A 12693-nucleotide genomic window follows, 5' to 3' on the forward strand; every position below is an offset into this window, starting at 1 on the left:
TGTCCACGGATTCATCCACAGCCGCCAGGGTCTGGAAAAGGCCGGGATGACGGGGCTTTCGAACGCCACGGCCGCATCCGTCCACAGGCTGCACGCTAGCCACGGCCTCCGACATCGGATTCGCCTGTGGACAACGCTCCCGGCGTGTCGCGGGCGTGTCGCATACGGGCGCGCTGCGAGGTCGCCGTCGGGGTCGTGCGAGGACGACGTGGAGCGTGCCGTAACGTTGTCGGGTGGCCGGCTACCGGGAACTTCTGCGCACCCCCGGGGTGGCCCGCATCATCGCGGCGCAGCTGACCGCGCGCTTCCCCAACGGGATGATCAGCCTCGTGATCCTCCTGCACATCGAGGGGATCACCGGCTCGTACGGCGCCGCCGGCATCGTGCTCGCGGCGGTGTCGATCGGCCAGGCGCTCGCGGGTCCGGTCACGAGCCGCTGGATGGGCCGCTGGGGCATGCGCCGCGTGCTGACCCTCACGACCGTCGTGGCGGCGGCCTCCCTCACCGCGATCGCGCTCCTCGTCGTCCCGGTGCCGGTCTACATCGTGCTCGGGTTCATCGCGGGCGCCGCGACCCCGCCGATCGTCGCGGCGGTGCGCACGATCTACGCCAAGATGGTCAACTCCACACAGCTGACGGCGCTCTACTCCCTGGACGCCTCGCTGCAGGAGTTCATCTGGATCCTCGCGCCGGTGCTCATCACCTTCGTGGCAACCCAGGCCGGCACCGTCGTGGGCCTCCTGCTGGTCGTGGTGATCCTGGTGGCCGGTGGTGCCTGGTTCATCCTGTCCCCCGAGGTCGGGCGCGTGCGCATCCCGCGCAGCAAGCGCTCCTTCGGGACCGTGCTCACTCGTCCGCCGATCCTGCTCGCGACCGTGATCGGCTTCCTCCTCATCGGCTCGTTCGCGGCCGTCGAGGCGAGCGTCGTGGCGACCTTCGACCACGGCGGACTCGAAGCGGGACTCGTACTCGCCGTCTTCTCGATCGGCAGCCTGGCCGGCGGGCTCACCTTCGGGCACCTGCCGATGGGCCGCTGGGCCATGGCGCGCCGCCTGACGGTCGTGGCCATCGGACTCGCGCTCACCGCGCTGTGGGTCAACGTGTGGTGGATCGGCGCCACGCTGTTCGTCGCCGGCATCGGCATCGCGCCGGCACTGGCCGTGCTGTCGGCCGTGACCACCGCGAGCGTCAAGTTCAGCGACACGGCCGAGGCCTTCGGGTGGGTCGGCACGGGTCAGCTCATCGGCGCTGCCGCGGGGTCGGCCGTCGCCGGCATCCTCATCGACGGCCCGGGCGGCGTGACGGCCGCGTACATCTCCGCCGCCGCGTTCTGCGCACTCGGACTCCTCGTCGCGATCGTGTTCGCGCGGGGCCTTCCCGACTTGCGCGTGCGCGGTGCGAGCCCGATCCCCGACACCGAGCCGGTCACGACGATCGGCTGAGCGGGAAGGCGGTTGCGGAGGTCGGCGCCCCGGCTTCCCGCCGTCACGCCAGACGCCGGAGCATCTCCAGCAGGGCGAGCGCGTAGGCGTCGGCGGGCTCGGGGTGCTCGAACACCCGCCGCTCACCGCCGAGCACGATCTCGACCTCGTGGTTGTCGGGCAGCCGCCGCAGCGACCGGAAGGCGCCGCGCAGCATCTCGCGCAGCTGATGCTCGTGCGGCAGCCACAGCGCGTCCTCGAGGGCGACGGAATCCAGCGCCCACTCGGTGGTGCCGTTGAAAGCCAGGATGCGTCCGGTCGGGTACTCGCGCGGCTCGACGGTCATCTCGCTGACGGTGAAGACGTCGGCATCGAACTCCGGCTCGTCGAGCTGGAAGCGGTCGCCCGAGTGCGGGTGCCACACCAGCCCCGCCTCCCGCAGTGCCAGCGCAAGTTCCGTCGAGATCATGCCAACCTCCGTTCCCATCCTGCCGGAGCGCCCGGGCGCACCGGGCCGCTCTCCTAGGCTTGAGCGTATGCCCACTGCCGTCACCCTCCCCCGTCTGTCGTGGGGCTCGGCCTCGGCCGGTCGTCGCGCTCTCCTCATCCACGGCCTCGGGTCCAACGGTGCGCTGATGTGGCGTTACGGCTCGGCTCTCGCGGATGCCGGATGGCGGGCGGATGCCGTCGACCTGCGCGGGCACGGCACGGCCCCGCGCACGCTCGACTACACGCTGGCCGCCTATGCGGCGGACGTCGCGGCGACCCGTCCGGTGGACGCCGGCCCGTGGGACCTCGTGATCGGCCACTCGCTCGGGGGCGCAGCATCCGTCCTCGCCGCCGCGGCCGACTCCTCGTGGACGCACCGTCTCGTCCTGGTCGACCCCGCGCTCCTGCTCACCGACCATGACCGCGACATCGTGCGCGACAGCCAGAACCGCTCGTTCGAGGACCCGTCGCAGGCTGCCGTGCGCGCGGAGCACCCGCACTGGCACCCTCAGGACGTCGAGCTGAAGGCGCTGTCGGCGCAGCAGGCGAGCCGATGGGCGGTGGAGCAGACGAGCTCTCAGAACGCGGACTGGGACGTCACGGATGCTGCGCTTCGCATCGCGGTGCCGACCCGCGTGATCGCGTCCGATCCGGGCGTGTACTCCATCTTCCGCGGCAAGCCGGCGGAAGCCGCCGTGGCGCCCAACCCGAACGTCACGGTGTCGGTCGTCGCCGATGCCGGCCACTCCCCGCACCGCGATCGGCCGGAGGCGACGATCGACGCACTGTTCGCCGCACTCGCCTGACGATGCCGCGCCGTTCGGCCGGGCCGGGGTGAGAATGGCGGGGTGGCCTCCTTCGATCCGAGCGACATCCTGAACGACCGCTTGCTGGAGCGCTTCCGCGCGCGGGCGGCCGTGCACGACCGGGAGAACACCTTCCCCGACGACGACCTCGCCGACCTGAAGGCCGCGGGGTACCTTGCGATCCTCGTGCCGGAAGAGCTCGGCGGATCCGGTCTGGGGCTGGCCGAGGCATCCGTCCTCCAGCAGCGACTGGCGGGCGCGGCCCCTGCGACGGCCCTCGCGATCAACATGCACCTGGTGTGGACGGGCGTCGCGAAGGTGCTCGCCGACCGCGGGATCGACGCGCTGCGGTTCGTGCAGGAGGGCGCGGTCGCCGGCGAGGTCTTCGCGTTCGGGATCAGCGAGGCCGGCAACGACCTCGTGCTGTTCGGGAGCGGAACGGATGCTGCACCCCTCCCCGACGGCGGGTACTCGTTCACCGGCACCAAGATCTTCACGTCCCTCGCGCCGGTGTGGACGCAGCTCGGCCTGCACGGGCTCGACACCTCGTCAGAGGACGCCCCGCAGATGGTCTACGCGTTCGTGCCGCGCTCGGAGGTGCAGGCGGGCCGCGTCGGCGTCCGCGACGACTGGGACACCCTCGGCATGCGGGGCACGCAATCGCGCACGACGCAGCTGCAGGGCGCCGTCGCGCCCGCCGACCGGATCGTGCGGCGACTCGCCCCGGGCCCCAACCCCGACCCGCTGGTGTTCGGCATCTTCAGCGTGTTCGAGATCCTCTTGGCGTCCGTGTACACCGGCATCGCCCGGCGAGCGCTCGACCTCGCGGTCGCGGCGGCCGGCACACGCACGTCGAAGCGCACCGGCAAGGCATACAGCCAGGATCCCGACATCCGCTGGCGCATCGCCGGCATGGCGCTCGCCTACGATGCCCTTCCGCCGCAGATCGACACGCTCGCCCGCGACGTCGACGACCTCGCCGACCACGGCGCGAGGTGGTTCTCGCTGCTCGCAGGACTCAAGCACCGGGCTGTGACGGCTGCGAAGCAGATCGTCGACGAGGCCGTGCTCGTCGCCGGCGGATCCTCGTACTTCTCGTCCAGCGAGCTGAGCCGCCTCTACCGTGACGTGCTGGCCGGCCTGTTCCACCCGTCCGACCCGGAATCGGCGCACTCGACGGTCGCGACCGCCTGGCTCGGGCCGATCGAGGACTGAGACATGTCCACGCCGACACGCCTCCTCAGCCCCGCCGATCAGGAGCGCCGCAGAGGGCTCCGCACGATGAAGGGTGTCGCCCTCGGCGCGCTGATATTCATGGCGGTGCTGTTCGCCTTCTCGTTCGCGTTCCAGCAGGAGATCCCTGCGCTCGCCTACCTGCGGGCGGCAGCCGAGGGAGGCATGGTCGGCGCGCTCGCCGACTGGTTCGCGGTCACCGCGCTGTTCCGCCATCCGCTGGGGATCCCGATCCCGCACACCGCGATCATCCCGAGCCGCAAGGACGAGATCGGGCGCAACCTCGGCGAGTTCGTCGAGACCGAGTTCCTGCGCGCCGACGTCGTGCGCACGAAGCTCGACCAGACGGCGATCGCCGCCCGCCTCGGCGAATGGCTGAGCACGCCGGTGCATGCCGAGCGGGTCGCCGCCGAGGCATCCGTGATGGCGGCAAGTGTACTGCGGGCGCTCAGCGACGACGACGTCCGCGACGTGATCGAGGAGCTCGCCCGCGAGCACCTCATCGCACCGGAGTGGGGACCGCCGCTGGGCGAATGGCTCGAGCGCATCATCGACGCCGGCGCGCACCACGGCGCCGTCGACCTCGCCGCCGACACCATCGCAGCGTGGCTCGCCGCCAACAAAGTCGCCTTCACCGGCGTCGTCTCACGCCGGCTGCCCGCGTGGGTGCCGTCGGTCGCCCACCGCTTCGTCGACGACACCGTCTACAACGAGGCGGTCAAGTTCGTCGCCGCCGTGCAGGCCGACCCGCGGCATCCGGCCCGCGTCGCGATCGACGGCTACCTCGCGCGTCTCGCCGGCAACCTGCAGCACGACCCTGCGACGATCGGACGCTTCGAAGACGCGAAGCTCGCCGTGTTCGACAGCCCCCGCGTGCGCGAGCTGGCGGGCGAAGCCTGGGCGACCGCCAAGGCCGGTCTGCTGCGCTCGCTCGCCGACCCCGACAGCGGACTGCGGCGACGGGGCGTGGAGGCGCTGGTCGAGATCGGCGAGCGATTGACGACGGATGCTGCGCTCCAGCGCCGCGTCGACACCTGGGTGACGGACGCCGCCGTGTTCCTCGTCGATCGCTACCGCCACGACATCGCGTCGATCATCACCGACACGGTCGAGCGGTGGGACCCCGTCGAGACGACGGAGAAGATTGAGCTCATGGTCGGGCGCGATCTGCAGTACATCCGCCTCAACGGCACGATCGTGGGCGCGCTCGCAGGACTCGCGATCTTCTCGATCGCCCACGCCCTGCTCGGGTGACGCGTGGCGGCGAGCCGTGTTAAGAGTGCGTGAAGTCCGGGTGGATCGAGGCCGCCGGGAGTTACCCTGATGCCGTGTCCGCGGACGAGCCCACCCACTACCTCTTCAGCTACGGCACGCTGCAGAACGCCGACGTGCAGCTCGACACGTTCGGGCGCCTGGTCGAGAGCGAGCCCGATGCGCTGCCCGGGTACACCGTCGACTACGCCGAGATCGAAGACACACGCGTCGTCGACCTGTCGGGCCTGACCGTTCACCCGATCGTGCGCGAGACGGGGAACCCCCTCGACAAGGTCGTGGGCAAGGCCCTGCTCGTGACCGAGGACGAGATCGACGCGGCCGACGAGTACGAAGTGGCCTTGTACAGACGCTGCGCCGTGGTGCTCGCGAGCGGTCGCTCCGCGTGGGTCTACGTCGCGGCGTGAGCGCCCGGTAGCGTCGACACGTGACGCTTTCCCACGATCCCTCGTGGCCACGCGCAGGTGCGTGGCCCCCGCTCGAAGACGGGAGCTGGGATGCCGCGATCCTCGGCGTTCCCGCATTCCGCACCTCCCTCTCCCCCACCGGCGCACACGCGACGCCCGCCGCGATCCGCGAAGCGCTGCGTCGCTACAGCCCGACGCTCCTGGGCCCTGCGCCGGTCGACCTGCACGACGTGCTGCGCATCGCGGATGCGGGCGACGTCGCCGAGCCTGACGGACCGGAAGGCGAGGCATCCGTCCGTTCCACGGTGTCGGAGGTGCGCGAGCGCGCGGATCTCGTGATCGCGCTCGGCGGCGACAACTCGCTGACCTACGCCGTGGCGCAGGGCGCCCAGGCGACGGGGCTCATCACCATCGACGCGCACCTCGATCTGCGCGACGGCGTCTCGAACGGCTCTCCGGTGCGGCGGCTGGTCGAGGACGGCCTCGACGGGCGGCGGATCGTCCAGCTCGGCATCGCCGATTTCGCCAACTCCGTCGCCTACGCCCAGCGCGCGGCGGACTACGGCATCACCGTCGTGACGATGGACGACCTGCGCCGCCGCGGCGCCACCGACGTCGCAGCCGAGGCGCTCGAGATCGCCGGGGCCGGCGGCGGCCCGGTGCACCTCGACATCGATGTGGACGTGTGCGACCGGTCCGTGGCGCCCGGGTGCCCGGCATCCGTCCCGGGCGGGCTCGCCGCCTGGGAGCTGCGGGCGCTCGTGCGGGCCCTCGCCGCCGGCTCCCGCCTGCACAGCGCCGACATCGCCGAGGTGGATGCCACGGCGGATGCCCCCGATGGACGCACGGTGCGCCTCGCGGCGCTCTGCGTACTCGAACTCCTCGCCGCCAAGGCCACAGGAAAGGTGACGTCATGATCCGTCTCGCACTGGTGCGGCACGCCAAGTCCGAGTGGGGCGACCCCCGCCTCGACGACCACGACCGCCCGCTGAACGACCGCGGTATGCGCGATGCGCCCCGCATGGCGGCGCGGCTCGCGGCGACCGGGTTCCGCCCGGACGTCATCCTCTCGAGCACCGCCGTGCGTGCGCGGACGACGGCCGAAGCCTTCGCCGCCGAGCTCGGCGTCGCCGTCTCGCTCGACCCCGAGCTCTACGGCGCCCCGGCGCGCACCCTGCTCGCCGCGGCCGCGGCCACGCGTGCGGCGACGGCCATGGTCGTCGCGCACGATCCCGGAATGAGCGCCCTCGCGGCGAGCCTGTCGGACGGCGACATCGACCACATGCCGACGTGCGCCGTCGCGACGTTCATCTGGGCGCAGGACGACTGGGACGTCGCCAGCGCCCTCGACCCCGACAACTGGACGTTCGACACGCCCCGCTGACCCGCCCGCGCACGCCAGGCACCGGCGCGTGCATTCCGCCCTCGTGGAGAAATCTCCGTCTACATCGTTGTACTAAGGCTCTACATCGTTGTAGATTGCGTTTCGGCGGCCCTTCGACTCGGCGCCGAGTCGAGGCATCCGTCCATCCCGTCCACTGTCGAACTGGAGACCCCATGACGCGCCGCGCACGCCCTCGCACCGCGCTCGCCCTGACCACTGCCGGACTGCTCGTCGCGGGCGCGCTCAGCGCGAGCCCCGCCTGGGCGCACCCGCCGGCTCCCCTGCCCGCCCCAGTGTTCGACGACGTCACCGTGCACGATCCGTCGATCGTCACCTCCGGCGAGGACATCTGGGCGTTCGGCTCGCACGGCGCTTCGGCGCACACGTCCGACCTCATGTCGTGGCAGCAGAACACGACCGATCTGTCGCAAGAGCCCGACAACGCGCTCTTCGACGACATCTACACCGAACTCGCCGAGACCTTCGAGTGGGCGCAGACCTCCACCCTGTGGGCCGCGGACGTCATCCAGCTGCCCGATGGGCGCTATGCGATGTACTACAACGCGTGCGAGGGGTCGTCGCCGCGCTCGGCACTCGGGCTCGCCACCTCCGACACCGTCGACGGTCCGTACGAGAACCAGGGCATCCTGCTCAAGAGCGGCATGCAGGGAGAGTCCGAGAACCCCGGCGAGGTGTACGACGCGCGCCGGCACCCCAACGCGGTCGACCCGGATGCGTTCTACGACGCCGACGGCAAGCTGTGGATGGTCTACGGCTCGTACTCGGGCGGAATCTTCCTGCTCGAGATGGATGCCGCAACCGGCGCGCCCCTGCCCGGGCAGGGTTACGGCACGCACCTCGTCGGCGGAAACCACAGCCGCATCGAGGCCCCGACCATCCAGTATGACGCCGATACCGGCTACTACTACCTGTACCTGTCGTTCGGCGGCCTGGGGGTGACCGGCGGGTATGACGTGCGCGTGGCGCGCTCGAAGTCCGTGACCGGTCCGTACCTCGATGCGCAGGGCAACGACATGCGCGAGGTGAAGGCGGACCCGTCCCTGCCGCTGTTCGACGACGTCACGATCGAGCCGTACGGCGTCAAGCTGATGGGCGGCCACCTCTTCGGCCGCGAGCTCGGCGACCCGGGCGCCGGCGCCGGCACCGGCTACGTCTCCCCCGGTCACACGTCGTGGTACCGCGACCCCGGCACAGGACGCATGTTCATGGTCCTGCACGCACGCTTCCCCGGCACGGGAGAGCTGCACGAGGTGCGCGTGCACCAGATGTGGATGAACGCCGACGGCTGGCCGGTGGTCTCACCGATGCGCTACGCGGGTGAGACAGCGGGCAAGGTGAAGCGCGACGACGTGGTGGGCACGTGGCAGCTGGTCGACATGGGCAAGGACATCACGGCGACGGCGGCCGAGGCGTCCGACGTCTCCTTCGGCAAGACCGGCCGCATCACGGGGTCCGTCGACGGCGGTTGGAAGCTCACCGGGCAGCACACCGCGACCCTCACCGTCGACGGCGTGGTCTACCGGGGCGTGTTCGCGCCCGTCTGGGATCCCGACCTGGAGGCATGGTCGACGGGCTTCACCGCGGTCTCGGAGGGAGGCGTCACACTGTGGGGACGCAGGTCCGTCGAGCTGGCCGGTGCCGCGGCGGTGGACGCCGTCGCCGCCGACCTCTCGCTCGGCGACACGTCGGGGGTGACGGTCGACCTGGCGCTGCCGACGTCGGGCACGGGCGGTACGACCATCACGTGGGCGACCTCCGACGCCGGCACCGTCGACGTCGACGGGACCGTGACGCGGCCCGGCATCGGCGAGCCCGACGCACACGCCACGCTCACCGCGACCATCGAGAACGGCGGGGCCGAGGCATCCGTCGCCTTCGACGTCGTCGTCCTCGCGCGCACTCCCGGCGTGCTCGCGGGCGCCTGGGCGCTCGACGGCTCGCTGGCCGACGCGGCAGGGGCTTTCGCCGACGCGGTGCCCACCGGAGCGCGCATCGACGCGCCCGCGGCCGGCCCGGCGACGTTCGTCGCCGACGGCATCGACGGCGGCGCGCTGCACCTCGACGGCACCGCGGGTGTGCGGCTGCCCGATGGCCTCGTGCAGGGCTCCTCGTACTCGGTGAGCCTCTGGCTGCGGCCCGAGGCGCTCACGCCCTACACCACCGCGTTCTTCGGGGCGGCGAGTCCGACGTCGTGGGTGAGCCTCGTCCCGCGCGGGCACGACGGTGTCGGCGGTTCGACCATGCTGTGGTCGGGAGCGCAGTGGTACGACGCGGGCACCGGACGCAGCCTGCCGCTCGGCGAGTGGTCGCACGTCGCGTTCGTCGTCGACTCGGGCGCGGCCTCCGTGTACATCGACGGAGAGCTGCGCTTCCAGGGCACTGGCTTCCCCGATGCGCTCTCTGGACCGGGCAGCGTCTTCGCCGTCGGCGTGAACTGGTGGGACACCCCGTTCCGCGGCGACGTCGACGAGCTGAGCGTGTGGAGCTCGGCGCTCGCGGCCGACGACATCGCGCAGCTCGCCGCGCCCTGACGCGGCCGTCGACAAGGAGCCGCCCGGCCTCGTGCCGGGCGGCTCCTCTTCATGCAGACGCGGCGCCGCCGATCCACACCGTGTGCACGAGAGGCACACCGGGCCGGTAAGCCAGGTGCACGCGGGTCGGCGCGTCGAGCATCACGAGATCGGCACGCATCCCGGGGGCCAGCGCACCCACGTCGTCGCGGCGCAGCGCCTTCGCTCCGCCGGCGGTCGCGGCCCACACCGCCTCGGCGGGCGTCATCCCCATCTCGCGCACCGCGAGCGCGATCATGAGCGGCATCGAGCTCGTGAAGCTCGACCCCGGGTTGCAGTCGCTCGCGAGGGCGACGGTCGCGCCTGCGTCGATGAGCCGCCGCGCGTCGGGGTACGGCTGCCGGGTCGAGAATTCGACGCCCGGCAGCAGCGTGGCGACCGTGGTCGATCCCGCGAGCGCGGCGACATCGTCGTCGGAGAGATACGTGCAGTGGTCGACGGATGCTGCGCCCAGCTCCACTGCCAGACGCACGCCCTCGCCCGGCCCGAGCTGGTTGCCGTGCACGCGCGGCTCGAGGCCGTGCGCGACGCCCGCGGCGAGGATGCGCCGCGACTCGTCGGGCGTGAAGGCGCCGCGCTCGCAGAACACATCGATCCACCGGCTGTGTGGAGCACAGGCGCGGAGCATCGCGTCGCAGACGAGCTCGACGTACTCCTCGCGCCGCTCGCTGTACTCGGCGGGAACGACGTGGGCTCCGAGGAACGTGACCTCGGGCGTGACCTCTGCGGCGAGGCGAGCGAGCCGCTCCTCGTCGGCGACGGTGAGCCCGTAGCCCGTCTTGATCTCGAACGTCGTCGTCCCCTGGCCGCCGAGCTCCGCGACGAAGCCGGCGAGGCGCGCGCGCAGCTCCTCGTCGCTCGCGGAACGCGTCGCCGCGACGGTACGCCGTATGCCCCCTGCGGCATACGGCGTACCGGTCATGCGCGCCTCGAACTCGTCGGCGCGGTCGCCCCCGAACACCAGGTGCGTGTGGCTGTCGACGAATCCGGGGATGACAGCGCGGCCCCCGGCGTCGACGACCTCGACCCCCTCTTCCCGCGAGAGAACAGCTGGTCGCCGAGATGCGGGTTGGTTCCCCACCTCTCGTCCACCAGAAGCACTCTCGCGGTCGACGGCGGCGGGAGCGGCGGCCCCGGCGGCGGACGTGGGACCGATCCACGCGATCCGGTCGCCCACGAGCAGCACGGCGGCGTCGCGGAGCGTGCCCAGCGCATCGCCGTCGGCGGCGACGTTGGTGGTCAGCTCGCCGATGTTCGTGATGAGCGTCGTGGTCACAGCATCCGTCCGTCAGTCACCGAGCATGGGCACGTTCAGGCCGCGCTCGCGCGCGACCTCCTTCGCGCGGTCATAGCCCGCGTCGACGTGGCGCATCACACCGGTGCCGGGATCGTTGGTGAGCACGCGCTCGAGCTTCTCCGCGGCGAGCGGGGTGCCGTCGGCGACGGTGACCTGACCGGCATGGATGCTGCGGCCGATGCCGACGCCGCCGCCGTGGTGGATCGACACCCAGGCCGCACCCGACGCCGTGTTGAGCAGCGCGTTGAGGAGCGGCCAGTCGGCGATCGCGTCGGACCCGTCGGCCATGGCCTCCGTCTCGCGGTACGGGCTCGCGACCGAGCCGGCGTCGAGGTGGTCGCGGCCGATCACGATCGGTCCCGACAGCTCGCCCGAGGCGACCATCTCGTTGAACTTCAGTCCCGCGAGGTGGCGCTCCTGGTAGCCGAGCCAGCAGATGCGCGCCGGGAGGCCCTCGAAGTGCACTGTGTCACCGGCCTTGTCGAGCCAGCGCACCAGTCCCGCGTTCTCGGGGAACAGTGCCTTGACGGCCTCGTCCGTCTTGCGGATGTCCTCGGGGTCTCCCGAGAGTGCGACCCAGCGGAACGGTCCACGCCCCTCCGCGAACTGCGGGCGGATGTAGGCGGGAACGAAACCCGGGAAGGCGAACGCCCGATCGAAGCCGCCGAGCTGCGCCTCGGCGCGGATCGAGTTGCCGTAGTCGAAGACCTCCGCCCCCGCGTCCTGGAATCCCACCATCGCCGCGACGTGCGTGGCCATCGAGCCGCGCGCACGGGCGGTGAAGCCCTCGGGGTCACGGGCCGCCTCGGCCTTCCAGTCCTCGAACGCGATGCCCACCGGCAGGTACGCCAGCGGATCGTGGGCGCTGGTCTGGTCGGTGACGATGTCGACGGTGAGCTCGCCCGCGCGGTGGCGCAGCAGCACATCGCCGAACACCTCGGCGGCGTTGCCCACGACACCGACCGACAGCGCCTCGCCGGCCTCCTTCGCCGCGACGACGCGCGCGAGAGCGGCGTCGAGGTCGGTCGTGTACTCGTCGAGGTAGCCGTGCTGGACGCGGCGGGCCAGGCGCGACTCGTCGACGTCGACGATGAGCACCGCTCCCCCGTTGAGCGTCACGGCGAGCGGCTGCGCGCCGCCCATGCCGCCCGCGCCCCCGGTGAGCGTGAGGGTGCCGGCGAGGCTCGCGGTCGCAGCATCCGTGCCGTTCCTCTCCGCGAGGGCGCGCGCGACCGCGGCGAACGTCTCGTACGTGCCCTGGAGGATGCCCTGCGTTCCGATGTAGATCCACGATCCCGCGGTCATCTGGCCGTACATCGTGAGGCCGAGCTCTTCGAGGCGGCGGAACTCGGGCCACGTCGCCCAGTCCCCCACGAGGTTCGAGTTGGCGATCAGCACGCGCGGCGCCCACTCGTGCGTGCGGAAGACGCCGACCGGCTTTCCCGACTGCACCAGCAGCGTCTCGTCGGGTTCGAGCTCGTCGAGCGTGCGGACGATGGCGTCGAACGCCTCCCACGAGCGGGCGGCGCGCCCGGTGCCGCCGTAGACGACGAGGTCCTCGGGGTGCTCGGCGACCTCGGGATCGAGGTTGTTCATGAGCATGCGCTTGGCGGCTTCGGCGCCCCAGCTCTTGGCGGTGCGCTCGGGGCCACGGGGGGCGCGCACGGCGTGCTCGCCGAGCCCGCGGATCGTGGTGTCGGGCATCGAGTGCGTCGAGGTGGTCATGTCAGCGCTCCTTCGCGTCGAGGGATTGCCAGATCAGGAGATCCGGCGAGACCAGGTTCATTCGGGTG

Annotated in this window: 11 protein-coding genes; 8 read left to right on the forward strand and 3 right to left on the reverse strand. The window is 71.6% G+C overall.

The genetic code is table 11. The annotated features are described in order from the left end of the window. The first annotated feature begins 233 nt into the window (after nucleotides 1-233). The gene (locus AC3A46_RS00840) at nucleotides 234-1442 is read left to right on the forward strand and encodes an MFS transporter (protein ID WP_487663358.1); all 1209 of its coding nucleotides are present in this window, start codon (nucleotides 234-236) and stop codon (nucleotides 1440-1442) included. 43 nt (nucleotides 1443-1485) lie between these two features. Here AC3A46_RS00840 and AC3A46_RS00845 read toward each other — a convergent pair whose 3' ends face one another. Then, nucleotides 1486-1890 carry a pilus assembly protein CpaE gene (locus tag AC3A46_RS00845; protein WP_487663359.1) on the reverse strand — a complete coding sequence of 135 codons (405 nt, stop codon included), beginning with the start codon at nucleotides 1888-1890 and terminating at the stop codon, nucleotides 1486-1488. Nucleotides 1891-1957: 67 nt separating this feature from the next. On the opposite strand from AC3A46_RS00845, the gene AC3A46_RS00850 reads away from it, so the two are divergent. The 7 genes from AC3A46_RS00850 (at nucleotide 1958) to AC3A46_RS00880 (ending at nucleotide 9564) form a co-directional block, all read left to right on the forward strand. After that, on the forward strand, nucleotides 1958-2716 hold the full coding sequence (locus AC3A46_RS00850; RefSeq protein WP_487663360.1) for an alpha/beta fold hydrolase: 759 nt from the start codon (nucleotides 1958-1960) through the stop codon (nucleotides 2714-2716). 42 nt (nucleotides 2717-2758) lie between these two features. Beyond that, entirely contained in the window at nucleotides 2759-3931 is a 1173-nt protein-coding gene (locus AC3A46_RS00855) for an acyl-CoA dehydrogenase family protein (RefSeq protein ID WP_487663361.1), read from the forward strand. Between the two features lie 3 nt (nucleotides 3932-3934). Continuing rightward, nucleotides 3935-5203: a DUF445 domain-containing protein gene (locus AC3A46_RS00860; RefSeq protein WP_487663362.1), complete on the forward strand. Its 1269-nt coding sequence runs from the start codon at nucleotides 3935-3937 to the stop codon at nucleotides 5201-5203. Between the two features lie 74 nt (nucleotides 5204-5277). Beyond that, nucleotides 5278-5628: a gamma-glutamylcyclotransferase family protein gene (locus AC3A46_RS00865; RefSeq protein WP_487663363.1), complete on the forward strand. Its 351-nt coding sequence runs from the start codon at nucleotides 5278-5280 to the stop codon at nucleotides 5626-5628. A 20-nt stretch (nucleotides 5629-5648) separates the two neighbouring features. Then, complete coding sequence (locus AC3A46_RS00870; protein WP_487663364.1) at nucleotides 5649-6545, forward strand: agmatinase family protein; 897 nt, start codon at nucleotides 5649-5651, stop codon at nucleotides 6543-6545. After that, entirely contained in the window at nucleotides 6542-7012 is a 471-nt protein-coding gene (locus AC3A46_RS00875) for a SixA phosphatase family protein (RefSeq protein WP_487663365.1), read from the forward strand. The genes AC3A46_RS00870 and AC3A46_RS00875 overlap by 4 nt, the downstream gene beginning before the upstream one ends. Nucleotides 7013-7185: 173 nt before the next feature. After that, on the forward strand, nucleotides 7186-9564 hold the full coding sequence (locus tag AC3A46_RS00880) for a LamG-like jellyroll fold domain-containing protein (protein WP_487663366.1): 2379 nt from the start codon (nucleotides 7186-7188) through the stop codon (nucleotides 9562-9564). A 49-nt stretch (nucleotides 9565-9613) separates the two neighbouring features. Here the strand turns inward: AC3A46_RS00880 and hutI are convergent, their stop codons facing one another. Next, on the reverse strand, nucleotides 9614-10879 hold the full coding sequence (gene hutI, locus AC3A46_RS00885; RefSeq protein ID WP_487663367.1) for an imidazolonepropionase: 1266 nt from the start codon (nucleotides 10877-10879) through the stop codon (nucleotides 9614-9616). 12 nt (nucleotides 10880-10891) lie between these two features. Beyond that, on the reverse strand, nucleotides 10892-12625 hold the full coding sequence (gene hutU, locus AC3A46_RS00890; RefSeq protein ID WP_487663368.1) for a urocanate hydratase: 1734 nt from the start codon (nucleotides 12623-12625) through the stop codon (nucleotides 10892-10894). Nucleotides 12626-12693: the final 68 nt, after the last annotated feature.

The organism is Microbacterium sp. Soil_C_42, from assembly GCF_057656735.1.

What these genes read in the sequence shown, in the direction of transcription:
- AC3A46_RS00880 (WP_487663366.1), top strand. Translation starts at nt 7,186, where the DNA reads ATGACGCGCCGCGCACGCCCTCGCACCGCGCTCGCCCTGACCACTGCC.
- AC3A46_RS00845 (WP_487663359.1), bottom strand. Translation starts at nt 1,890, where the DNA reads ATGATCTCGACGGAACTTGCGCTGGCACTGCGGGAGGCGGGGCTGGTG.
- AC3A46_RS00875 (WP_487663365.1), top strand. Translation starts at nt 6,542, where the DNA reads ATGATCCGTCTCGCACTGGTGCGGCACGCCAAGTCCGAGTGGGGCGAC.
- hutU (WP_487663368.1), bottom strand. Translation starts at nt 12,625, where the DNA reads ATGACCACCTCGACGCACTCGATGCCCGACACCACGATCCGCGGGCTC.
- AC3A46_RS00850 (WP_487663360.1), top strand. Translation starts at nt 1,958, where the DNA reads ATGCCCACTGCCGTCACCCTCCCCCGTCTGTCGTGGGGCTCGGCCTCG.
- AC3A46_RS00860 (WP_487663362.1), top strand. Translation starts at nt 3,935, where the DNA reads ATGTCCACGCCGACACGCCTCCTCAGCCCCGCCGATCAGGAGCGCCGC.